Annotated in this window: 20 protein-coding genes; 7 read left to right on the top strand and 13 right to left on the bottom strand. The window is 66.0% G+C overall.

Translation table 11 applies throughout. The features are described 5' to 3' along the window. Positions 1-209: 209 nt before the first annotated feature. The 5 genes from SL003B_RS04200 to SL003B_RS04180 all read right to left on the bottom strand — a co-directional run bounded on the left by SL003B_RS04200 (position 210) and on the right by SL003B_RS04180 (position 7,341). Positions 210-1,790: a TRAP transporter large permease gene (locus SL003B_RS04200; protein ID WP_013651574.1), complete on the bottom strand. Its 1,581-nt coding sequence runs from the start codon at positions 1,788-1,790 to the stop codon at positions 210-212. Between the two features lie 3 nt (positions 1,791-1,793). Continuing rightward, the gene (locus tag SL003B_RS04195; RefSeq protein WP_013651573.1) at positions 1,794-2,327 is read right to left on the bottom strand and encodes a TRAP transporter small permease subunit; all 534 of its coding nucleotides are present in this window, start codon (positions 2,325-2,327) and stop codon (positions 1,794-1,796) included. Positions 2,328-2,407: 80 nt separating this feature from the next. Continuing rightward, positions 2,408-5,071 carry a TRAP transporter large permease subunit gene (locus SL003B_RS04190; protein WP_013651572.1) on the bottom strand — a complete coding sequence of 888 codons (2,664 nt, stop codon included), beginning with the start codon at positions 5,069-5,071 and terminating at the stop codon, positions 2,408-2,410. Positions 5,072-5,110: 39 nt separating this feature from the next. Further along, positions 5,111-6,148, bottom strand: a complete 1,038-nt coding sequence (locus SL003B_RS04185; protein WP_041375371.1) for a TRAP transporter small permease subunit — start codon at positions 6,146-6,148, stop codon at positions 5,111-5,113. A gap of 92 nt (positions 6,149-6,240) precedes the next feature. Then, the gene (locus tag SL003B_RS04180; protein WP_013651570.1) at positions 6,241-7,341 is read right to left on the bottom strand and encodes a TRAP transporter substrate-binding protein; all 1,101 of its coding nucleotides are present in this window, start codon (positions 7,339-7,341) and stop codon (positions 6,241-6,243) included. A 202-nt stretch (positions 7,342-7,543) separates the two neighbouring features. Here SL003B_RS04180 and SL003B_RS04175 point away from each other — a divergent pair, with 202 nt between their 5' ends. From SL003B_RS04175 to SL003B_RS04150, 6 genes are all read left to right on the top strand, one after another. Beyond that, complete coding sequence (locus SL003B_RS04175; RefSeq protein ID WP_041375828.1) at positions 7,544-8,911, top strand: cache domain-containing protein; 1,368 nt, start codon at positions 7,544-7,546, stop codon at positions 8,909-8,911. 28 nt (positions 8,912-8,939) lie between these two features. Continuing rightward, positions 8,940-9,590 carry a response regulator transcription factor gene (locus SL003B_RS04170; RefSeq protein WP_013651568.1) on the top strand — a complete coding sequence of 217 codons (651 nt, stop codon included), beginning with the start codon at positions 8,940-8,942 and terminating at the stop codon, positions 9,588-9,590. A 112-nt stretch (positions 9,591-9,702) separates the two neighbouring features. Continuing rightward, positions 9,703-10,473, top strand: coding sequence for a gamma-glutamyl-gamma-aminobutyrate hydrolase family protein (locus SL003B_RS04165; protein ID WP_013651567.1), 771 nt, complete (start codon positions 9,703-9,705; stop codon positions 10,471-10,473). Between the two features lie 14 nt (positions 10,474-10,487). Beyond that, positions 10,488-11,135: a nitrile hydratase subunit alpha gene (gene nthA / locus SL003B_RS04160; protein WP_013651566.1), complete on the top strand. Its 648-nt coding sequence runs from the start codon at positions 10,488-10,490 to the stop codon at positions 11,133-11,135. After that, the gene (nthB, locus tag SL003B_RS04155) at positions 11,132-11,791 is read left to right on the top strand and encodes a nitrile hydratase subunit beta (RefSeq protein WP_013651565.1); all 660 of its coding nucleotides are present in this window, start codon (positions 11,132-11,134) and stop codon (positions 11,789-11,791) included. Before nthA ends, nthB begins: the two co-directional genes overlap by 4 nt. Further along, entirely contained in the window at positions 11,778-12,149 is a 372-nt protein-coding gene (locus SL003B_RS04150; protein WP_013651564.1) for a nitrile hydratase accessory protein, read from the top strand. Before nthB ends, SL003B_RS04150 begins: the two co-directional genes overlap by 14 nt. Before the next feature lie 9 nt (positions 12,150-12,158). On the opposite strand, the gene SL003B_RS04145 is transcribed toward SL003B_RS04150, so the two are convergent. The 8 genes from SL003B_RS04145 to SL003B_RS04110 form a co-directional block, all read right to left on the bottom strand. Then, the gene (locus tag SL003B_RS04145; RefSeq protein ID WP_013651563.1) at positions 12,159-13,979 is read right to left on the bottom strand and encodes a HoxN/HupN/NixA family nickel/cobalt transporter; all 1,821 of its coding nucleotides are present in this window, start codon (positions 13,977-13,979) and stop codon (positions 12,159-12,161) included. Between the two features lie 142 nt (positions 13,980-14,121). Beyond that, positions 14,122-15,036, bottom strand: a complete 915-nt coding sequence (locus SL003B_RS04140; protein WP_013651562.1) for a LysR family transcriptional regulator — start codon at positions 15,034-15,036, stop codon at positions 14,122-14,124. Positions 15,037-15,059: 23 nt separating this feature from the next. Further along, positions 15,060-15,593 carry an FkbM family methyltransferase gene (locus tag SL003B_RS04135; RefSeq protein WP_013651561.1) on the bottom strand — a complete coding sequence of 178 codons (534 nt, stop codon included), beginning with the start codon at positions 15,591-15,593 and terminating at the stop codon, positions 15,060-15,062. Positions 15,594-15,621: 28 nt separating this feature from the next. After that, a complete protein-coding gene (locus SL003B_RS04130) occupies positions 15,622-16,668 on the bottom strand; it encodes an IS481 family transposase (RefSeq protein WP_013651429.1) in 1,047 nt (348 codons plus the stop codon). Positions 16,669-16,707: 39 nt separating this feature from the next. After that, entirely contained in the window at positions 16,708-17,289 is a 582-nt protein-coding gene (locus SL003B_RS04125; protein ID WP_083812043.1) for a DUF4214 domain-containing protein, read from the bottom strand. After that, on the bottom strand, positions 17,267-18,859 hold the full coding sequence (locus tag SL003B_RS04120; RefSeq protein ID WP_013651559.1) for a gamma-glutamyltransferase family protein: 1,593 nt from the start codon (positions 18,857-18,859) through the stop codon (positions 17,267-17,269). Before SL003B_RS04120 ends, SL003B_RS04125 begins: the two co-directional genes overlap by 23 nt. Before the next feature lie 77 nt (positions 18,860-18,936). Beyond that, on the bottom strand, positions 18,937-19,911 hold the full coding sequence (locus tag SL003B_RS04115; protein ID WP_013651558.1) for a WD40 repeat domain-containing protein: 975 nt from the start codon (positions 19,909-19,911) through the stop codon (positions 18,937-18,939). A 7-nt stretch (positions 19,912-19,918) separates the two neighbouring features. Continuing rightward, positions 19,919-21,046, bottom strand: a complete 1,128-nt coding sequence (locus SL003B_RS04110) for a CobW family GTP-binding protein (RefSeq protein ID WP_013651557.1) — start codon at positions 21,044-21,046, stop codon at positions 19,919-19,921. Positions 21,047-21,339: 293 nt separating this feature from the next. Here SL003B_RS04110 and SL003B_RS04105 point away from each other — a divergent pair, with 293 nt between their 5' ends. Continuing rightward, on the top strand, positions 21,340-22,521 hold the full coding sequence (locus SL003B_RS04105; protein WP_013651556.1) for a pyridoxal phosphate-dependent aminotransferase: 1,182 nt from the start codon (positions 21,340-21,342) through the stop codon (positions 22,519-22,521). The last annotated feature ends 9 nt before the right edge of the window (positions 22,522-22,530 follow it).

Genomic DNA, 22,530 nt, shown 5'->3' with positions numbered 1-22,530 from the left:
GCCTCCCTCGCGCCTGGCCCGGACCATCCTCCTTCCGAGTCAGCGCAGGAGACCAGTTAAGACGGCGAGGCGGGGCCGGATCAAGTGCGGGCAGCAGACTGGCGGATCCCGACGGGACAAAACTGTTTCAACGCGCCGCGCAGCGGCCAGCGCCTCGGCCCGGCCAAGTCAAGGCCATCCGCACCCTTCGGCGCCCTCGTCAAGCCCTTTCAGCCGTAGATCGTCTTCGGCAACCAGGTTGCCATGCCCGGAAAGACCCACAGGATCGCCAGCATCAGCAGTTGGAGGAGCACGAAGGGGATGATGCCGCGATAGATGTCCGAACTGCGTACCGCAGCCGGCGCGACGCCGCGCAGATAGAACAGCGCGAAGCCGAACGGCGGGGTCAGGAACGAGGTCTGCAGGTTGATCGCCATCATGACGCCGAGCCAGGCCGGGCTCATGGCGCTGCCGTCGGGCATCGGCAGCTTGAGCAGGATCGGGGCGACCAGCGGCACGACGACGAAGACGATCTCGAGGAAATCGAGGAAGAAGCCGAGCACGAACATCACCAGCATCACGGCGACCATGGCGCCGAGCGCGCCGCCGGGTAGGTCCGCAAGAGCGCGATGCACCAGTTCGTCGCCGCCGAGGTCGCGGAACACCAGCGAGAAGAAGGTCGCACCGATCATGATCGTGAACACCATCGCCGTGATCTCGGTCGACGAGCGCAGCGCCGAGACGAGGACCTTGTCGCGCAGGATGCGGTGGAGCGAGACGAGTACACCCCAGGCGACCGCCGCGCACAGGACGCTGGCAGCGGCGATGCCGATCTGTTCGAGCGGCGCGATTTCCGTCCGGGCGACGCGCAGGTCGACGACAGCCGACAGCACGAAGGCCGCGACCAAGGCCAGGGCTGCAACCCAGATCGGCGCCGGCCGAGCCGGATCGGCCCGCTGGCCGGCGAGCAGCACGGAGCCGACGGCGCCGACGGCGGCGGCTTCGGTCGGCGTCGCGACGCCGCCGAGGATCGATCCCAGCACGGCGACGATCAGCGTCAGTGGCGGTACCAGAACCTTGGCGATGCGCGTCCAGTCCAGAGCCTCGGACGACGATGCCAACGGCGGCGCGTCATGCGGCCTGCGGATCGCGACGGCGGTCTGGTAGACGATGTAGAGCCCGACCAGGCCCAGTCCCGGCAGCAAGGCGGCGGCGAACAGATCGCCGACGGAGAACGGATCCGGCGACCAGTTGCCGAGCTCGCGCTGCGCGGTCTGATAGGCCGTCGAGAGCTGGTCGGCGAGGAACACCAGCACGATCGAGGGCGGGATGATCTGGCCGAGGGTACCGGCGGCGGCGATCGAGCCGGTCGCAAGGCGCGGGTTGTAGCCGTTGCGCAGCATGGTCGGTAGCGACAGCAGCCCCATGGTCACCACCGTGGCGCCGACGATGCCGGTCGACGCGGCGAGCAGCGCGCCGACGATCGACACCGACAGGCCGAGGCCACCGGGAAAGCGCCCGAACAGGGTGCCCATGGCCTCGAGCAGATCCTCGGCGACCCTGGACCGCTCGAGCATGATGCCCATGAAGATGAACAACGGCACGGCAATCAGCGTCTCGTTGGTCATGATGCCGAAGATGCGCAGAGGGATCGCGCCCAGCGACAGCGACGCGCCGGCCAGCTGGCCGAGCAGGGCGAAGACGAGGGCGACGCCGGCGAGCGTGAAGGCGACCGGGAAACCGGCCATCAGGCAGATGCAGGCGGCCGCGAACATGAGCAGGTCGAGCATCGGCAGAAGCGTTTCGAACATGCCTCACTCCCGCCCGGCGCTGTAGGCCGACCGTACGGCGTCGGGCCCGGCGAGCGCCGCTGCGGCGCGCAGGATCAGCGCCAGGCCCTGAAGGGCAAGCAGGCCGGCATAGGCGAGGATGGCCGTCTTGAGCACGAAGATGGCCGGAATGCCCGAAGTCTCGCGCGAGCCTTCCAGGATGCTCCAGGCCATGGCGACGAAGGGCCAGGACTGGACCCAGATCACGACGCACATGGGCAGCAGGAACAGGACGGCACCGACAAGATCGACCGCCGCCCGCGCCGCCGGCGCAGCCTCCCGGTAGAAGACGTCGACGCGCACATGGGCGTTGACCGCCAAGCTGTAGCCGGCCGTCAGCATGAACAGGAACCCGTGCATGTAGAGAATCGATTCCTGCGCCCAGATCGAGCCGACACCGAACACATAGCGCAGCAGCACGACGGCGAACTGCACGAACACGATGGCAATCATCAGCCACGAAACGGCTGCGCCGACCGCGAGGTTGAAGGTCGTGATCGCCCTGGCGATACGGTTCATCTTCTGCCCTGATTCCTGCATATGAAAACGGGAGGAGACCCTAGCCTCCTCCCGCGCCTTTGTCTCGCCCGACCTCGCGGTCAGAAGTTGAGCGACACGTCGCGATGGTTGGACAGGCAACCGGCGACGGCGAGGGCCATGGCCTCGGGCAGCCGGGCCTGCTGGCGCAGGCCGATGGTGTCGCCGATGGCGGCATCGAGCGCATCGAGTTCGGGCAGCAGTTCGGCCGCCGCCAGCTGGCGCCAGGCGAGATCCGCCTGCAGGGCGGCGATGGACTGATCGACGGCCTCGACCGCCTTGGCCGCATCGGGGGAGGCGCTGCGCATGATCTTGCGCGCCTCGTTGAGGCCCGTGCGGATGTCGCTCGTGCCGTCGATGGCGCCGATCCGGGCGCGCACATCCTCGATCCGCTCCAGGGCGGCCGGCGTCTCCATCGACAGGATCGCGTCCTTGAGCGCCGTGAAATCCACCTCCATCGCCGCCAGGGCCGACGCCCCGCCGAGCACGCCGCGCAGCTTGGCGATCGGCTCATAGGCCTGGTCGACCGTCCGCCGATAGGTTTGCCGAGCCTTGTTCTCGGCCGTCTGGATCGTGGCGAAGACGGTGTGCTTCTCGTCCCACTCGACCGGGATCCGCGCCAGTATTGCGTCGTGTTCGACCTTCAACTCCTCGATCCGCTCGCGGGCAGCCTCGCCGCGCTCGGCCGAGTAGATCTGGCCCTCACCGGAGCGCGACACGATCACCTGCAGATCCTTGATGGTCTCATCGATGCGCCGGGCGTCGCGCTGCATGGCGCGGACCTCGACATGGAGCGGGCGGTAGGCGACGGCGGCCTCGGCGACGGCGCGCTCCGCCGCAACGATGTCCGCCATCAGCGGCATCGCCTTGCCGGCCGCGTCCAGCCCGGTCTCGAAGTCCTTCTGGAGGTCCTTCGGCAGGTAGTCGACATCAAGTGCGGTGGCGCGCGCCAGGGCGGCGGAGATCCTGTCGCCCTCGGCGACGAAGCGCTGCGCCATCAGGCTTTCCATGCAGTACTGCAGGCGCGGGTTCTTCGGCGGCGGCGCGGTTTCCGACAGGAGCGACGAGCGGTTCGGCAGGTAGTTCACCAGCGGCGGATAGTAGCCGACGATGCCGAGCGCCAGCAGTTGCAGCGAGATGAAGGCGATCACGCCCTTGTACATGTCGAGCGTGCGCACCACCGCTGGTGCCACGCCGCGCAGGTAGAATAGGGCGAAGCCGAACGGTGGTGTCAGGAACGAGGTCTGGATGTTCAGGCCGATCATGACGCCGAGCCAGACGGCGGTGATGTTGGCCGACGGGTCGGCGAGCAAGATCGGCGCCACGATCGGCACCACCACCACGGCGATCTCGATGAAGTCGAGGAAGAAGCCCAGGATGAAGATCACCAGCATGACGATGAAGAACTGCGCCCAGAAGCCGCCGGGCAGGCTCTGCAGGAACTCGCGCACCAGTTCCTCGCCGCCGAAGGCGCGGAAGGTCGAGGTCAGCATGGCCGCGCCGATCAGGATGATGAACACCAGCGACGAGGTCTTGGCGGTCTCGACCATCACCTCGCGCAGGGTGTTTTCGATCTTCAGCGTACGCCAGCCGCTCCAGGTCACGGCGATCAGCAGCAGCGAAACCGCTATCAGTGCGATCACCAGCCCGAGCACGTCGTCGCTGGTCTGGATGCGCTTGATGTTGAGATTGTAGAAGCTGAGCACGACCGCGAGGGCGAGCAGCGCCAGGATGGCGATGATCGCCGGCGTGTAGGCACCGCGCGCCTCCCCCCGCAGCCGGTAGCCGGCCATCACCATGGCGCCGATCGCACCGATCGCACCGGCCTGGTTGACGGTGGCGATGCCGCCGATGATCGAGCCGAGCACCATGAAGATCAGCGCCAGCGGCGGCACCAGGGTGACCACCACCTGGACGGCGAACTTGCGGTCGAACCTGCCCTCGAAGGGCACGGCCGGCGCTGCCTTCGGATTCAAGAGGGCGAAGCCCAGGATGAACGCCATGTAGAGGCCGACGAGCACCAGCCCCGGCAGGAACGCGCCAAGGAACATCTCGCCGGCGCTGGTCGAGGAGATGGCGAAGTCGGACGGCAGCGTGACCTCGCCGGTCGTCTCCCGGTACAGCGCCTGGCGAATCGAGCCGGCCTGGTCGACCGCACTGGCGAGCTGGTCGGCGAGGATGATCAGCACGATCGACGGCGGGATGATCTGTCCGAGCGTGCCCGAAGCGGCGATGGTGCCGGTCGCCAGCGGCACGGAATACTTGTTGCGCAGCATCGCCGGCAGCGAGATCAGGCCCATGGCGACGACGGTGGCGCCGACGATGCCGGTGGTGGCGGCCAGCAGCGCGCCGACGAACACCACCGAGATGCCGAGGCCGCCGGGGATCGGGCCGAACAGGCGGGCCATGGTGACCAGCAGGTCTTCCGCGATCTTGGAGCGCTGCAGCATGATGCCCATGAACACGAAAAGCGGAATCGCGATCAGCGTGTCGCGGTCGGCCTCCCAGTAGATGCCGCGGAAGTTGGTCACGCCGGCCGACAACCACTGTCCGGGCCCGCCGAGGGCGAAATAGGCGTCGACATTGCCGGCGAAGACGTAGCCGGCGAGCGCGGCGAGGCCGACCGTGAGGATCGCCGAACCGGGCAGCGCGAAAGCGACCGGAAAGCCGGAACCAAGCGCCGCGGCCATCAGCACGATGAGGAGGATGAGAAAGAACAGTTCCATGGATGGCGGTCTCTGGCGGTCTCTGACGTCTCTGGCGCTTTACTGAACGGCGTGGACGTCGTGGTTGCGCCCGCCCGGCTCGCCCCGGATGTCGGCGACGGCATCGAACAGGTAGCTGACGAACTGGATGAGCATCGACACGGCGAACACGCCGAGGAAGCCTGCCATCAGGTATTTGACATAGAGGCCGAAGCCCGCCTGGGTCGTCTCGTAGGCGAGAATCGGACTGTTGATGACGTTCTGCCTGCCACCCATCCCGATGATCAGGATGACCCAGCACATGGACATGCCGAGCAGAACCGAGCCGACGGCGTTGACCCAGCCCTTGGTGCGCGGCGCGAGGCCGGCGTAGAACACGTCGACGCGCACATGACCTTCCTCCAGCAGCGTGTAGGCGCTGGCGAACAGGAACAGGGCTGCGTACCAGAAGCGGACCAGGTCGGCCATGAAGGCCTGCTCATAGGAGAAGATGAAGCGTCCGATGACGATCAGCAACTCGGCGACGACCACGAGAAGCGCCAGCCATGTGAAGCCGAGCGTCCGGGTGAAGGCTGCGATCAGCACCGACAGGGCGATCAGCGGCATGTGCACATAGGCGCCGCGGAACTGCGACCGGCCGAGGTCGGCGGTCAGTTGCGTGCCGACGACACCCTCCAGCAGGCCTTCGACGCGAAGGAACGAGATGACGGCGTCGGCAATCCCAACACTCAGGACCGCCCAGAAGGCGGCGCGGATGAGAAAGGCGTTGATGTCGCTGACGCAGCGGCTGTCGACCCGAAGCGGGCGTGTCGCCGTCCGCAGCACGAACAGCACTGCGACGACCGACAACAGGCCATAGAGACCGGCCTGGGCCCAGGCGAAGCCGATCGCCATGCTGCCATTGCCCGATCCGCCGAAGACCGGCGCGATGCCGGGCAGCCCCTGCCAGTAGGTCAGGTAGTTGTTCAGGAGAAAGGCCGCCATCACCGCGAGGTTCACCCAGCCGAACAGCCGGATGAGGATGACGCCGCGGACAGGAGCGGAGGGCATGCGCGTCGAGGACGACGCTGCATCTTGAACCGGGTTCAAGGCCGTCATTTCGGGGTGCCTCTACAGCCGCTTGGTTGGTCGATGGAAGACGGAGCGCACGTGCGCCCCGTCCCCGCCATCTTTTCGAACCTCGATTGACCTTAGACGGTGATACCCAGAACGCGGTTGCGCTGCTCGGTGTAGCCGGTGTCGGCGAGCAGCATCCAGCGGCCGATCTCGCTGCGCGCCTTGGCGAAGCTCTCGTGGGTCCGCCGCGCCAGGTCGCTGTGCTGGACAGTCTCGTCGAACACGGCTTCGGAAGCCTCGCCGAAAGCGTCATAGACCTCGTCGGAGAACTTCTTCAGCACGACCCCATGCTCGTTGATCAGCTTGTCGAGATAGGCGCCGTTGTTCGCGTTCGCCTCGGCCATCGCCTTGGCGTTCTCCTCGTTGCAGGCGGCCTCGATGATCATCTGGTCGATCGATGACAGCTTGGAGAACCAGGACTTGTTCATGCCGAGCGCCAGCGCGGAACCCGGCTCGTGCATGCCCGGATAGTAGTAGTACTTGGCGGCCTCGTAGAATTTCATGAAATAGTCGTTCCACGGACCGACCCACTCGGTCGCGTCGACGGCACCCGACACCAGGTTTTCGTAGATCTGGCCGCCCGGCAGCGATACGGGCGACGCGCCGAGCTTGGCCATGACGTCGCCACCCAGGCCCGGGATGCGCATCTTCAGGCCCTTGAGGTCGTCGGCGGTCTCGATCTCCTTGTTGAACCAGCCGCCCATCTGCACGCCGGTGTTGCCGGCATTGAAGTTCTTCAGGCCGAACTGGTCGGCGAGTTCGTCCCACAGTTCCTGGCCACCGCCGTACTTGATCCAGGCGTCGAACTCGGTGTAGGTCAGGCCGAAGGGAACCGCGGTGAAATAGCCCCAGGCGGGATGCTTGCCCTTCCAGTAGTAGTCGGCGCCGATATAGGCTTGGGCGTTGCCGGAAGCGACCTCGTCGAAGGAGTCGAACGCACCGACGCGCTCGCCGGCGGCGAAATACTGGACGTTGATGCGACCTTCGGTCAGTTCGCCGATGCGGGCGGCGAGGCGCTGCGCGGAGATGCCGAGACCCGGCATGTCGCGCGGCCAAGTGGACACGATCACCATGTCGGTGCGTGCCTGGGCTATGGCCGGCGCGGCCAGCGAGCCTGCAACCACGGCACTGCCCGCACCGATACCTGCATTCTTGATAAACGAACGGCGATCCATACTACTAGTCCTCCCGACTATGGACGTTTGGTCCATCGGCACCACCACGTGCACCGATCAATCTATGTGTCTAGGTGATCGGTCGAGGGTCGCGCTAGTCGTGTTACTGCGCATGAGATCGGTATAAATACTGAATACAATGGATGAGTGGGTAGCCCGGGAACGGCGCCAGAAGAACGAGACGATCTGGAGTCCGAAGGACGTGACATTCAAGACAAAACTGTTCGTTATTACCGTCCTTCCGCTGGTTGCGGTGTCGATCCTGGTGGGTGCGATCACCGCCTTTCAGGCGTCCCGCCTCATCGAAGTCCAGACATCTACCGTGGAGCAGAGAATCCTGGCCAGCAAGCGCCAAGAGCTCCAGAACACGGTCGCGCTGGCCCTGACCTCGATCAAGATCCTCTACGACCACGAGCCCGGCGGCCGGCAGGCCGCGCAGGAGGAAGCCAAGAGGATCCTGCACGACGTCACCTTCGGCGAGGACGGCTATTTCTTCGTCTATCTGCGCGACGGCACCAACATCGTGCATCCGAAGCTGCCGCATCTGGTCGGTAACAAGTGGTGGGACCTGCAGGATCCGAAAGGCGACTTCGTCATCCGCAACCTGATGCTCGCGGCACAATCGGGTGGTGGCTTCCACCGCTACATCTGGGACAAGCCGAGCATCGGCGTCGAGGCGGAAAAACTTGGCTACGCGGTGATGCTCGACAAATGGGACTGGATGCTGGGAACCGGACTTTACATCGACGACATCGCCCAGCAGGTCGACGCGATCCGGGCCGACTTCACCGCCAACGTTCGCCAGACCCTGCTGGTCATCTTCCTGATCACCATGGTCGCCATTCTTCTCATCCTCAGTGCCGTGGCCACGGTGAGCTTCTCCGAACAGAAGTTCGCGGACGGAAAGCTGAAGGAACTCACCCATCGCATCGTCGACATCCAGGAACAGGAACGCAAACGCGTCTCCAGCGAGCTTCACGACAGCATTTCCCAGTTGCTCGTGTCCGTACGCTACGGCATCGAAATGATCCATTCCAAAGCCGCCGGCACCCTGGACCTGCAGCGGCAGGCGGAGAACTGCCTGCGCATCCTGGACGATGCGATCAGCGAAGTGCGCCGGATTTCCAAGGACCTGCGCCCGAGCGTGCTCGACGACATGGGGCTGGCTGCGGCGCTGGTCAGCCTGGCCAAGGATTTCGAGTCGCAATCGGGAATCACAGTCCGCGTCTCGACCGAGCGGTGCCGCGCCCGCCTTTCGGATTCGGCCAAGACCGGTCTCTACCGGGTCGTGCAGGAAGCCCTGACGAATGTCGCCAAGCATGCCGCTGCCGACGAAGTGCGCATCGCCCTGTCGGCAGGGGTGAAAGATCTCACGCTGTCGATCGAGGACAACGGCGTCGGCCTGCCCTCGCCGATCCCGACGGCCAACGGCCTCGGCATCCGCAACATGCTGGAACGGGTGGAGACGCATGGCGGCACGATGACCATGTCGCGACTGCCGCTCGGGGGAACAGCCATTCGCGTCACCATGCCGCTTGCCACTTCCAACGGACCCGTTGAAGCGGCATGATGTCTGTCCTTCCAGAGGTGTTGCGATCATGACATCGACACAGACCCAACGTCCGATCCGAATACTTCTGGCGGACGATCACGAACTGGTCCGGGCCGGGATCCGCACCCGCCTGGAGGAAGTCGATAACTTGCTCATCGTCGGCGAGGCGTTCGACGGACGCCAAGCGCTCGAAATGGCCGGATCGCTGGTCCCCGACATCGTGCTGATGGACATATCCATGCCGGTGATGAACGGCCTCGAGGCAACGGAGGCGATCCGGCGACGCTATCCGCACATGAGCGTTCTGGTCCTGTCAATCTATGACAATCCGGAATACGTGCGCGGCGTGATGCAGGCCGGAGCCCGCGGCTACCTGCTGAAGGACATTTCCGCGCGCGAAATGATCAATGCAGTCACAGCCATCGCCGATGGCGGCTATTATTTCTCCTCCAAGGTCGGGCCGACCCTGATGGAGGCCAGGCCCAGTTGTTCGGGCGTCGATCGTTACGGCCTCACCGAGCGCGAGCGGGAAGTCCTGCAGGGCGTTGCACGCGGACAGGCGAACAAGGAAATCGCCAAGGCACTCGGCATCAGCGTCCGCACCGTGGAATCCCATCGGCTTAACATCCGCGACAAGGTCGGCAGCGGCAACGCCGCCCATCTCTACCGGATCGCCCAGGAACTCCAACTCGTCTGAGACGGACAGCCGCGACCGCCGTGGTGTGTGGCGCGCCCGCCGGCTTTATGTCAGACTCCGGCCCAAAATCCCTTCAGCTCACGCACGAGCCCATCTTCGACAACGAGGCATCATGACGAAACCCCTGGTTCTGGTCACCGCGGACGTGAAGGCCGTCGACGGCTACCGTTGGCATGCCGCCACATCCACCTATCTGGAAGCGGTTCTGAAAGGTAGCAACGCGATTCCGATGATCCTGCCGTCGCTCGGCGCCGCCATCGATCTCGACGCCGCACTCGACCGCGTCGACGGCGTGCTCGCGACCGGGTCACGCTCCAACGTCAATCCCGACCTTTATGGCGGCGAGGCGAGCGAGGCGAACGGGCCCTACGACCCGGACCGCGACGCCACCACGCTGCCGCTGCTGCGCCGGGCGATCGAACGCGGCATCCCGGTTCTGGCGATCTGCCGCGGCATGCAGGAACTCAACGTCGCCATGGGTGGCACGCTCCTCACCGAGATCCAGGATATGGAGGGCCGGCACGACCATCGCGCCCCGGCGTCGGACGTCCAGGACGAGCGCTTTGCAATCGCCCATCCGATCGAGATCCGTGCAGGCGGGGCGCTTCACGCCGCGCTTGCCGCCGACAGCGTCGAGGTCAATTCCCTGCACCGCCAAGCGCTCGGCGACCTCGGACGCAACCTCGTCGTCGAGGCCCGCGCAGAGGACGGCACGATCGAGGCGGTGTCGGTGAAGGAGGCACCGGGCTTCGTGCTGGCAACGCAGTGGCATCCCGAGTACTGGATCGCCTGCGACGGCCCGTCGCAGAAGCTGTTCGGCGCCTTCGGACGCGCCGTCGAAGCCTATCGCTTGTCCAGGTGCGCCAGCCTCGCCGCCGAATAGACCGGAGACGCCCCATGGCCCGCGATCACGACCATGACCACGACCATCCGCATGACCATTCCGAACTATCGGAAACGGAGGTTCGGGTCCGGGCGCTAGAGACCGTCCTGACCGAAAAGGGCTATATCGATCCGGCCGCGCTGGACGAACTGATCGAGACCTACGAAACGAGGGTGGGGCCGAAGAACGGTGCCCGGGTCGTCGCCAGGGCCTGGAGCGATCCGGCGTTCCGGACCTGGCTGCTGGAGGATGCGACCGCGGCGATCCGCTCACTCGGCTATATCGGCCGCCAGGGCGAGCACATGGTCGCGGTCGAGAACACCGCAACAACGCACAATCTGGTCGTCTGCACACTGTGTTCCTGCTATCCGTGGCCGGTGCTCGGCCTGCCTCCGGTCTGGTACAAGTCGCCCGCCTACCGGTCGAAAGCCGTGCGCGACCCGCGCGGCACCCTGGCCGATTTCGGCGTCGCCCTGCCCGAAGAGACCGAAATCAGGGTCTGGGATTCGACCGCCGAAGTGCGCTATCTGGTCGTGCCGATGCGCCCAGCCGGAACCGAGGGCTGGAGCGAGGAGGCGCTTGCCGGCCTCGTCTCGCGCGACAGCATGATCGGCACAGGCCTCGCCCTGGCGCCCGGCCGCACCGGGGAGATGAAGCCATGAACGGCGCCCAGGATCTCGGTGGCATGATGGGCTTCGGGCCGGTCCAGCCGGAACCGCACGAGCCGCCGTTCCATGCCGAATGGGAACGGCGGGCGTTCGCCATCACCCTCGCCATGGGGGCGGCCGGATCCTGGTCGCTCGACGCTTCGCGCTTCGCCCGCGAGAGCTTGCCGCCGGCACGGTATCTGACGTCGAGCTACTATCAGATCTGGCTCGCAGGCCTTGAGCGTCTGCTCGAGGAACGTGGGCTGGTCGGTGCCGACGAGATCGCCACTGGGCACGCCCTGACCCCGCCCAAGCCGGTCAGGCGCGTGCTGAAAGCGGCAGACGTCGCCGCCACACTCGGCCGCGGCGGCCCGGTCGACCGTCCGCCGACGGCGCCCGCCCGCTTCGCCGTCGGTGATGCGGTGCTGGCAAGGAACATGCACCCTGAAGGACACACCCGGCTCCCGCGCTATGTGCGTGGGCGTGCCGGCGTGGTCGAGGCGATACACGGCTGTCATGTCTTTCCCGACAGCAACGCCGCGGGTCGGGGCGAACAGCCCTCCTGGCTGTATGGCATTGCCTTCCGGGGCAGGGAGCTGTGGGGCGAGGGCACCGATCCCCGGCTCGTCGTGCGGGTCGACCTGTGGGAGCCCTATCTTGAAGGCGCCTGAGCTTTCTTCCGATGCGGTCAGCGTGATCACCGACACCATGCCGGGCCTGCCGCGCGACGGCGACACCCCGGTATTCCGCGAACCCTGGGAGGCCCGCGTCTTCTCGATGACCGTCAAGGCCCACGAAGCCGGGCTGTTTTCGTGGAGCGAATGGACCCGGGCGCTCGGAGCGGAGATTGCCCGCGCCGGAACGACCGATGGCGGCGAAGACTATTATCGCCACTGGCTGGCGGCGTTCGAACGCCTGGTCTCCGAGAAGGGCGTGGCTTCGTCCGAGGCACTGGAGGAGACCCGGCGGGCCTGGGACCGCGCCGCCCGCGCGACGCCCCACGGCCAGCCGATCGTGCTCGCGCGCTGATCGGAGCGCTCAGCCCCAGCCGAGGGTGGCGATCAGGAGCGTCGCCCCGAGCAGGAACACCACGGCTGCGGCGACGATTTCGATCGCCCGGTGCAGGCGCACTGCCCAGACGCTGTCCCCGCCGAAGAAACGCACCGCCGCACCCTTGGCGCCGACGGCGAGCGTGGCGAGCGCCGCGACGGTGATGCCGGTGCCGAGCGCCATCGCCAGCGTCGAACCGATGCCCGCGACAATCATGCCCTGCGACAGGGCGAACACCAGCACGATCAGCGCTCCGGAGCAGGGCCTCAGCCCGATGGCGAGGACGATCGAGGCCGCACGGCCGACCGTCAGTTCCTCCTTCAGCATCTCCGGCGTCGGCGCGTGAATGTGGCCGCAGGAGGAACAGACGCCGTCCGGCGCGTGATCGTGATCATGGGACGGATCACCGTGACCATGATGATGGCGGTCTTGATCGTGAGCGTGATCATGGTGATGGTGATGGTGATGGCCGCCGGTCGTGGCGCCGGCCAGCATCGGCCGCAGCGCCTTGACCCAGAGCAGCCAGGCGCCGAGCGCCGTCACCAGCGCGTAGGAGCCGATCTCAAGCCAGCGCGCCGTGTCCTGGATGGCGATGGAGGTGAGGCGGAACACTACGGCCGCAGCGCCGACCAGAAGGATCGCGGTCAGCGCCTGGGCGAAGGCGGAGACGAAGGATAGCGCAACACCCTTCTTCAGCGTGTCGCCGCTGGCCAGCACGTAGGACGCGATGATCGCCTTGCCGTGGCCCGGGCCGGCGGCGTGGAAGATGCCGTAAGCGAAGGACAGGCCGGCCAGAAGCCAGGCCGCATCGGAGTTGGAGCGGAAGGCACGCAGGGCGGCGACCAGCTTCTGGTAGAACTCCGACTGCAGCCGCGCGACGGTGCCGAAGAGGCGGTCGGCCATGCCGACGGACGCGCCCGGCGCGGTTGCCGCGCCATCGTCCGCGCCCGCCAGCGTCCGCAAGCGGACGCCTCCCTCGAGCGCCGGCATGTCCACAGCGGCGGCAGGCATCTCAGCCGGTTGGGCGGCTACACCGGGCATCCCTGCGCAGGTGACGATCATCTGGTTGACCTGGGAGGCGGCCGCGTCCTGAAGCTCGGGCGGCAGGTCACGCTGGTCGGGACCGATCGACGCGAGGGCGGCCGCCGTCGCGCTGTCAAGTTCCGGCGGCTCGCGCCGCTCGATGCTGCAACCCGCATCCGGCGCGTTGCGCAGGCCGAGCGCTTCCTCGCCCCGGGCGAAGCGGAAATCGACGTAGTAGGTCGGGTCATAGACGTCGAGCGTGATCGGTCGGCTCGCGTCGGTCGGCTCCTTGAGCGGCAGGGTGAAATGCAACTCAAGCAGCTGCACGCTCTGCATCGCCGTCTCGCCGCTACGCGCGGCATCCTCGCGGATCGCCGCGATGTCCTCCGGCTTCATCGCCCAGTAGTCCTGAAGCGCGACCTCGACCACCTCCAACCAATAGGTTTCCGGTTTGCGAAAATCCAGCTCCACGCGCGCGTTGTCGCCGAAGGTGAAGTAGCCGTATTCCTCCATGCTGTCGACGTTGACCTTGGCGAGGTCGGCCAGTTCCTCGCTGCTGAAGATGCCGTCGCCATCGGTATCGAAGCCCTGGATCGCGAAGGCGGTATAGGCGTCGTCGAAGCGGAACACCTGATGCACGGCGACGGCGCCACCGCTGTCGTCGAACACGAGCTGCGTGCGCGCCTCGACGAACACGTGCGGATGCGCACCGGCCGGCACGAGCGGCACGCATAGCAAAGCCGCCGCCACCAGCCCCCTGACCAGCGTCCTGCGCAGCGAATTCAACGTCGATATCCTGGTGCAAGCCACGGCGAAACCCCGAAAGATCAGATGACGCTGCTGTGCCCGCCGATCGCGGCAGGATCAAGGCCCGCGCCCCGGTTTTCCCGTCCGGCAAGAAGAGCTTTAGCCGGCCGACGGGTCACGCTCAGCCCGGACAGTCTTCGCCGGACTTGCGGCGCTCAGCGGCCCAACCGGACAGGAAATCGACGAAGGAGCGTACCTTGCCGGACAGGTGACGGCGGTGCGGATAGACGGCATATATGGCCGGGCCGTCCAGTTCATAGGCTTCCAGCATCGCAACGAGCCGCCCGGCCTCGATGTCGGCGTTGACGAACATCAGCGGCGTGCGCAGGAAGCCGAGGTTGCACAGCGCGGCGTCGCGGGCCGCCGAGGCGCTGTTGACCTCGACTCGGCCCTTCACCGGCACGCTGATCCGTTCGCCGTCGACCATGAAGGCCCAGTTGGCCTTGAATCGGTAGTTGGTGTCGACGATACAGGGCCGCTGCGCCAGATCCGCCGGGACCTGAGGCACGCCATGGGCGGCGATCACCTCGGGCGTTGCCACGATGACCGTCCGGAACGGCGCGATCTTGCGCGCGATCAGACTGGAATCCTCCAGGTCCGTCACCCGGATGGCGACGTCGAATCCCTCCTCGACCAGATCGACGAACCGGTCGTCGAGCCTCAGGTCCAGTGTGATCTCCGGCTCGGCGACCAGGAATTCCATCACCGCCCGGTTGAGCAGCCCGTCGCCCATGGAGCGCGGCGCCGAAACACGCAGGCGCCCGCGTGCCTCCCGATGGGTGGACTGTACCGAGGCCTGCAGGTCGTCGATCCGCTGAAGTATGTCGGCTGCTTCCTTGTAGTAGGCCTCACCCACCTCGGTCAGCGAGATCTGACGCGTCGTGCGGTTGAGCAGGCGGACGCCGAGTTCGTCTTCCAGTTCGCCGATGTATTTCGATACCAGCGCCTTCGAGCGGCCCATTTCCCGGGCGGCAGCGGAAAAGCCGTTGCTCTCGACGACCTGCAGGAAGCAGCGCATGCGGGTTATGGCGTCCAAGGTATCCTCCGCGGGATCGGCAATCAGGCAAACAGGTCGCGATATTGTCCGGAGAAGCCGCTTCCCTGCGCCCGGTCGCAGGCACTCAGCATGTCGAAGGCATGATCGAACCACCTGAAGACGAAATGGCTCACGGCCGCCTGCCGGATCATCCGGTCCGGCGTGAGGCCCCCGAGTGTCTTGACGAAGCCGGCATCGGCCCAGAACAGACGGGTGGCGTGGAGGAACGGCATCGCCTCGTGGCAGTTCTTGCCCAGCAGCCGCTGCTGGTTGACGATATCCTGCAGAATGAAGTCCGCCTCGGTCAGGAGTGCGAAAATCCGATCGAACAGAGGCTGGCCCAGATACACGCTCTGGAATTCGACCTCGGTGTAGACCGCCAGTGTATCGGCCAGCGTCCGCCTGGCGTTCTTCATCACCTCGAACTCGTAGCCCTGGATGTCGATCTTGAACAGGTCGACGCAGTCGAGCGCCGCCACGTCGTCCAAACGAAAGGTCGGGATCCGCCTCTCTTCCACCGTGTGAAGGAAATCGAGGCCGGCGGTCGCCTCCGTCACCGCCCGGTTGAGGGGATAAAGTGTCCACTTAACCTTCTTGGCTAACGAATGACATGACGGTTTCGACAGGCCGTCTGCCTTGGTTGCGGTAGCCCAGATGCGGGCGCTCTGTGTTGTAGTGGACGAGCCAGGCGTCGAGATCGGCCTGCAGGGCTTCGACGGTCTCGTAGAAAGTCTCGCGCATCTTCACCCGGAAGAACTCGTCCAGCACCGTGCCGTTGAAGCGCTCGACGAAGCCGTTGGTCTTTGGCGTCTTCACCTTCGTGCGGCGGTGCTCGATGCCATTGAGGTCGAGATAGAGCTCGTAAGGATGCCGGTCCGTCCCGCAGAACTCGCGGCCATTGTCGGTCAGCACGGCTTTCACCGGCAAATCGAGATGGCGGTAGAAGGGCAGCACGTCGTTGTGCAGTACTGCGACCGCCGCCTCGGGCTGCTTGGAGACGTGCAGGAAGCCGAAGGCGTAGCTGCCGAAGGTATCGACCACGGCGTGCAGATAGACCTTGCCGACGCCCTTGAGACTGCCCACGAAGAACGTGTCGGCCGACAGGAGCTCGCCCGGCGCGCTTGATTCCACGTGCCTTTCCCGGAAGCAGGGGTTCAGCTTCTCCAGGAAGGCGGCCTGTTCGGGCGTGATCTCGATGGCCGTCTCGGCGTTCTGTGCCTCCAGCGCCAGCCAGCGCTCGACCTTGGTGCCGAGGCCGCTTTCGTTGAGGATCTTCTGGATGGTGATCGACGACACCCGGACACCTTCCAGCGCCAGCATCGCCTCGTGCCGATTACAGCCATAGGCGGGATGCGCCAGCGCAAGCTCCTTGATCCTGTCCACCACCTCGGGCGCCGTCGTCTGCGGATGGCTCTTGTGGATCGGCGGCAGGTCCTTCAGCCCGTCGAACCCTTGCGTCTGAAACCGGCGCTTCCACTCGTAGAAGCTGGTCCGGTCCATGCCTCGCTGACGGCAGGCCTCGGCGACGTTGCCGAGTTCCCTCGCCAGCTCAAGCACGCTCAAACGCTGCTGCGCCACCTTGCTGGCGGCATCACGAGGCGAGGCCTGCCTTGCTGTTGATGATTGTCCCATGGGATCTTCCTCCTTTCCAACGATAGCACGGAAAGAAGGTTAAGTGCACAGATAAAGCGACGACGTGGCATCGAAATTGTTGACGTACAGCGTTTGTTCGTTGCCGTCGCCGAGCGCGTAGGGACGGATGTCGGCGAGCGGCTCGTGTTCATTCCTGTAGCGGGCCTTGTCCTCGAGCGGTTCGAAGCCGACGATCTTCTCGACCAGATCGAAGTCGATCAAGGACTGGTAGATGTGTCGTTCGGTGTCGAGATTCTGGGCGCCTATATCGATGATGGTCAGCTTCGCCGGCAGGATCGTCGAAAAAAGCCGGGCAGCCTCGCCGTCAATGGCCGCCTGGCGGTCGGTGGCCGACGCGGCGTTCCTGCGGGCTTCGGCTTCCGGGGAGCCGGCGATCGCGGCAGCGATGTCGAGCGTAGACGCGCCGCCGTCGAGTTGCGACACCCAATGATCGAGTCCGCCTGCGTCGGCTTCACGTCCGAGAATGCCGCGGTAGAAAACCCTGACCAGTTCCCTGTTGTCCATTGCCCATCGCCCCACTTGGCCCGAAGTGTCCAGTTTCCCGCAACCGAGCCGGCGAATGCCGGCCCCGTTTCCCCTAAGCCACTGCAGCGCCCCCATCGGCACGCGAATCGTGTGCCCCTTCAAGGCCGCCGCGCGCGTTGCGCACAATCATGCCGGCGTGGCCCATCGTATCGGAATAGCCCTCGCCGAGCACCACCACTTGGTGGCCGGCGCGCTCCAGCGCCCGCACCACATCGGGATCGAAACGCGCCTCGAGCCGGAGCGCGGTCGTCTCGTCGCCCCAGGTACGCCCGAGCAGCCAGCGCGGCGCATCGATGGCCGCGCCGACCGGCATGCCGTTCAACACGTGACGGACGAAGATCGCCGCCTGAGTCTGCGGCTGGCCCTCGCCGCCCATGGTGCCATAGGTGACGAGCCGGCCGTCGTCGAGCCGGGCCATAGCCGGATTGAGGGTGTGGAACGGCAGGCGCCCGGGTTCGAGCGCATTGAGCGCGTCGGGATGCAGCGAGAAGCTGGTGCCGCGGTTCTGCCAGATGATGCCCGTGCGCGGCAGCACGCAGCCCGAGCCGAACTCCCAGTAGATCGACTGGATGAACGAGACCGCACAGCCCTTTGCGTCGACCGCGCCCATCCAGACCGTGTCGCCGGCCGACGGATCGCTCTGCCAGTCCTGCACGCGTGTCAGACTGATGCTGTCCGCCGCCGCCGCCAGCCAGTTCGGCGCAAGGAAGGCGGAGGGACTTTCCGGCAACCGATCCGGATCGGTAACCACCCGGTCACGTACCAGGAAGGCGCGCTTGGTCGCCTCGACCAGACCGTGGACAAGACCGAAGCCCTCGCACGCCGGCACGGCTAACCGGTCGTAGAGGCCGAGGATGATCAGCGACGCTAACCCCTGAGTCGGCGGCGGCGCGTTGAAGATCGTCCCCGCCCGGACTCGGACCGAAAGCGGCAGGCGCACGCGCGCCTCGTAGTGCTGCAGATCCGCCTTCGTGACCGGCGAACCGATCGCTTCCAGATCGGCAGCGATCTCAGCGCCGACGTCGCCGCGGTAGAACTCGTCGAACCCCTCCGCAGCCAGATGCTGCAGCGTATCGGCGAGTCGCTCCTGTCTCAGCAGGTCACCTTCCTTGGGTGCCGCGCCCTCCTTCAAGAACACGGCGGCGAAGCCGGGCTGGTCCTTGAGTTCCGCCAGCTTCTGCGCCGTCAGTTCAGACTGGCTACGGCTCACCCGGATGCCATCCTTGGCATGGCGGATCGCCGCGGCGAGCAACTCGCGATTGGGGATCCGGCCTGCGCCGACCGCCAGAGCGGCGTCCTTCGCCTTCGCCCAGCCTCCGACCGTGCCGGCAACCGTCAGCGCGGCCATCGGGCCGCGCGTCGGGATCGCTCCATGGCCGGCCTTGTTGTAGGCGGCGATGGTGGCCCCGGATCCTGCCGGGCCGCAGGCGGCAATGACCTTCGGATCCCTGCCCGGCTCGGCGATCATCCAGAAGCCGTCGCCACCAAGGGCATTCATGTGCGGATAGACGACGGCAATGGCCGCCGCTGCCGCGATCATCGCCTCGATCGCCGAACCGCCTTCGGCGAGGATCTCCGCGCCGGCCTCGGCAGCCGCCATGTGGGGCGCGACGACCATGCCGCCCGATGAGGTGATCGTATCCATTGCCTCTCCGTGGATCCTCTATCGGTTCCTGGCAGGACCGCGCCGCCGTCGAGCGCCACGGATGGCCAGGACAACCGCTAGCGCAGGGAAATGATGCCCGCCTCGCCGGCCTCCGAACCGAAGACCAGGCGCTCGCCGCCCCTGTCCCAGGCAAGGCTCGACACGGGCGCCTTGCCGGGCCGGCGGAGCAGCACCTCGGCGTTGTCCTCGAACCGGCAAATCAGCACCATGCCGTCCTGGTAACCGACCGCCGCGACCTCTTCCTTCGGATGACAGGCGACCGCCGTGACCAGAGCATCGCCGCGAGAACCGAGCTGGAGCGGATTCTGGCCCATCGGTCCCGTCTTGCCGAAGAAGGGCCAGGCGATGGCGGCATTGGCTCCTGAGGTCATCAGGTAGCGCCCCTTCGCCGACCAGCTCCAGGACTTCACCTTCGCTGGATAGCCGGTCATGCGCATGTCTTGGCCGTCCTTCAGCCGCCAACCGTGAAGCGCGTTCTCCTGCATCGCCGTGACGAGATATTTGCCATCGGGCGAGAAGGTGATTGCGAGGTGAGCGCCCTTCCATTCGAGTTGCTGCGGCTTTCCGAGCGTGTTGACCCACCACAGTGTCGCGCCGTCGTAGCGGGCGACCGCGAGCCGCAGCCCCTTGGGCGCGAAGGCGAGACCTCCGACCGCGCGCTCGTGCGAGAACTCCTTTTCGGTGCCATCGGCAAGGCGCACCCAGGCGGTCCGTCCGCTGGCGAAGGCGACGGTCCCGGACGGGCCGCAAGCCACGAGGTCGATCCACTTGCGCGGCCGCTCGGCGAGTGTGGTTACTCTTCCGTCAGCAGTAACCTGCCGGATCAGGCCGTCATCGCCGCCGGTGACCAGCCCCGATCCGTCGGGGCGCTCTTCGGCAGCGAGCAGGCCGCCCTTGTGCGCGGCAAGCCGCATCTCGCCGCCGGTGGCGAGCACGACGCTCCCCTCGCCGAGGGCAAAATAGGGCGTGTCGTTCAGGAACCCCGCGCGGACGACGAAGCCGGCGACATCGACAGGGACAACGGTCGTCACATCCGCCTCACGCTGCGCAGGCTTCGAAGCTTTGCTTCAGCTGGTCGAAATCCAGATCCCGACCGATGAAGACGAGGCGGCTCTCCCGCGCCTCCTCCGCCTTCCAGTCGCGCTGGTGATCGCCCTCGACGATCATGTGCACACCCTGGATGACGTAGCGCTGGGGATCGCCCTTGAACGCCAGGATCCCCTTCAGACGCAGGATGTTCGGCCCCTTGAACTGGGTCACCTGGTTGATCCAGGGGAAGAACATGTCCGGGTCGAGGTCCCCTGCCTTCAGCGAGATGCTGCGCACCGAATGCGGATTTTCGTGATGGTGATGACCCTGATCATGATGATCGTGGCCGCAGTCCGGACCGCAGACGTGGTCAGGATCGTGATCGTGATGGTGGTGTTCGTGTTCGCGGCCGTGGTGATGATGCTCATGATCGCAGTCCGGGCCGCATTCGTGCGCGTGGTGGCCGTTGTCCAAGAACTGCGGGTCGAGCGACAGGATTCGATCGAGATCGAAGGCGCCCCGGTCCAGAACGGACGCAAGGTCGATCGCGCAGCGCTCGGTACGATGGCGTAGCGCATAGGGATTGATGGCCCGGATCCGCGCCTCGACCTCCGCCAGCTCCTCTGCCGAGACCAGGTCGGTCTTGTTGATCAGGATGACGTCGGCGAAGGCGATCTGGTCTTCGGCCTCCTCGGTGTCCTCCAGTCGCTGCAGCACGTGCCGGGCATCGACGACCGCGACAACGGCATCGAGCTTGGCAGCCGCCCGCACGTCCTCGTCCATGAAGAAGGTCTGCGCCACCGGCGCCGGGTCGGCGACGCCTGTCGTCTCGACGATAATGGCGTCGAAGGCGCCGCGCCGCTTCATCAGGTTCTGCACCGTGCGGATCAGGTCGCCGCGCACCGTGCAGCAGATGCAGCCGTTGTTCATCTCGAAGATCTCCTCGTCGGATTCGACGAGCAGGTCGTTGTCGATGCCGATCTCGCCGAACTCGTTGACGATGACGGCGTAGCGCTGGCCGTGGTTCTCCGAGAGGATGCGGTTGAGCAGCGTCGTCTTTCCCGCTCCCAGATAGCCGGTCAGCACGGTGACCGGGATCTGGGCTGCGGCGGCGCCTTCGGTCGGGGCGGTGGTCATGGCGACTGTATCCTGTTGCTTGACGGCGGACGGCGCGGCCCGTCGACCGCTCTCGTCCGACTCGCGTCGGGTGTTGGCCGCACTATAGGTCGTCGCGGCGTCAAGTTCACGCGCTCAAGTTAGGCACGAAAGTCGAAAGCGGGATCGGAGCAAAGGCCTGCGGACGGCGAAGATCCCTTTCCCGCGCACGCCCTTTTCAGTCTGCAGCCGAGCGGCTAATGCTCACCAGGACAAGATACGCAACGCCAGGCCGCCCTGCGGCCCGGCAAAGAAGCGGACCGCAGGGAGGAACCATGCTGAAGACCATTGCCGGCTTCGACCGCATCGGCGAGGAGAACGCCTTCGCCGTGCTGGCCCGTGCCAACGCCCTCGCCGCGCAGGGCCGCGACATCATCAATCTCGGCATCGGCCAGCCGGATTTCCGCACGCCCGAGCACATCGTCGAGGCGGCGATCAAGGCGCTGCGGGACGGCCACCACGGCTACACCCCGGCGACCGGCATCCTGCCCCTTCGCGAGGCCGTCTGCGCCGACCTGAAGGCGCGCCTGAACGTCACGGCAGATCCGGACAACGTCGTCATCGTGCCCGGCGGCAAGGTGACCATGTTCATGGCGATCCTGATGTTCGGCGAGCCGGGCGTGGACATCCTCTATCCGGACCCGGGTTTCCCGATCTACCGCTCGATGATCGAGTTCACCGGCGCCCGGCCCGTGCCGGTGCCGATCCGCGAGGAAAACGACTTCGCCTTTTCCGCCGAGGAGACCCTGGCGCTGCTGACCCCACAGACGCGTCTGCTGATCCTGAACTCGCCGGCCAACCCGACCGGGGGAATCACTCCACGCGCCGAGATCGAAACATTGGTCAGGGGCCTGGAAGCTAGACCCGACATCGCTGTCCTGTCCGACGAGATCTATTCGCAGATGACCTACGACGGCAACGAGCACGTCTCGCTGCTGGAGTTCGACTCTATCCGCGATCATGTCATCCTGCTCGACGGCTGGTCGAAGACCTACGCCATGACCGGCTGGCGCATGGGCTATGCGGTGTGGCCGGACGCGCTGGTCGACAAGGCCCGCAAGCTCGCCGTCAACTGTTGGTCCTGCGTCAACGCGCCGGCCCAATACGCTGGCCTCGCCGCCCTGACCGGCCCGCAGGACGCGGCGCGCGCCATGGTCGAGGAGTTCGATCGCCGCCGGAAGGTGGTCGTCGACGGTCTGAACGCCCTGCCGGGCGTTTCCTGCCGCACCCCGCTCGGCGCCTTCTATGCCTTTCCCAACATCACCGCGACTGGCTGGAAAGCCAAGTCGCTCGCCTCCGCGCTGCTGGAGCAGGCCGGCGTCGCCACCATCGGCGGACCCGACTTCGGCATCCTCGGCGAGGGCTACATCCGCCTGTCCTATGCCAATTCGACCGAGAACATCCAGAAGGCGCTCGCCCGCATGGGCGAATTCCTGGACACCAACCGAAAGGATTGAGCGAGGGGG

Origin of the sequence: Polymorphum gilvum SL003B-26A1 (genome assembly GCF_000192745.1) — a bacterium.
Classification (GTDB): domain Bacteria; phylum Pseudomonadota; class Alphaproteobacteria; order Rhizobiales; family Stappiaceae; genus Polymorphum; species Polymorphum gilvum.
The sequence above is the reverse complement of the archived record's forward strand: the minus strand, read 5'-3'. Positions and strand labels throughout refer to the sequence as shown.

Coding starts and splice junctions, on each gene's coding strand:
- SL003B_RS04200 (WP_013651574.1), bottom strand. CDS start 1,790: ATGTTCGAAACGCTTCTGCCGATGCTCGACCTGCTCATGTTCGCGGCC.
- SL003B_RS04195 (WP_013651573.1), bottom strand. CDS start 2,327: ATGAACCGTATCGCCAGGGCGATCACGACCTTCAACCTCGCGGTCGGC.
- SL003B_RS04190 (WP_013651572.1), bottom strand. CDS start 5,071: ATGGAACTGTTCTTTCTCATCCTCCTCATCGTGCTGATGGCCGCGGCG.
- SL003B_RS04185 (WP_041375371.1), bottom strand. CDS start 6,148: ATGACGGCCTTGAACCCGGTTCAAGATGCAGCGTCGTCCTCGACGCGC.
- SL003B_RS04180 (WP_013651570.1), bottom strand. CDS start 7,341: ATGGATCGCCGTTCGTTTATCAAGAATGCAGGTATCGGTGCGGGCAGT.
- SL003B_RS04170 (WP_013651568.1), top strand. CDS start 8,940: ATGACATCGACACAGACCCAACGTCCGATCCGAATACTTCTGGCGGAC.
- SL003B_RS04165 (WP_013651567.1), top strand. CDS start 9,703: ATGACGAAACCCCTGGTTCTGGTCACCGCGGACGTGAAGGCCGTCGAC.
- nthA (WP_013651566.1), top strand. CDS start 10,488: ATGGCCCGCGATCACGACCATGACCACGACCATCCGCATGACCATTCC.
- nthB (WP_013651565.1), top strand. CDS start 11,132: ATGAACGGCGCCCAGGATCTCGGTGGCATGATGGGCTTCGGGCCGGTC.
- SL003B_RS04130 (WP_013651429.1), bottom strand. CDS start 16,668: ATGGGACAATCATCAACAGCAAGGCAGGCCTCGCCTCGTGATGCCGCC.
- SL003B_RS04125 (WP_083812043.1), bottom strand. CDS start 17,289: ATGGGGGCGCTGCAGTGGCTTAGGGGAAACGGGGCCGGCATTCGCCGG.
- SL003B_RS04120 (WP_013651559.1), bottom strand. CDS start 18,859: ATGGATACGATCACCTCATCGGGCGGCATGGTCGTCGCGCCCCACATG.
- SL003B_RS04110 (WP_013651557.1), bottom strand. CDS start 21,046: ATGACCACCGCCCCGACCGAAGGCGCCGCCGCAGCCCAGATCCCGGTC.
- SL003B_RS04105 (WP_013651556.1), top strand. CDS start 21,340: ATGCTGAAGACCATTGCCGGCTTCGACCGCATCGGCGAGGAGAACGCC.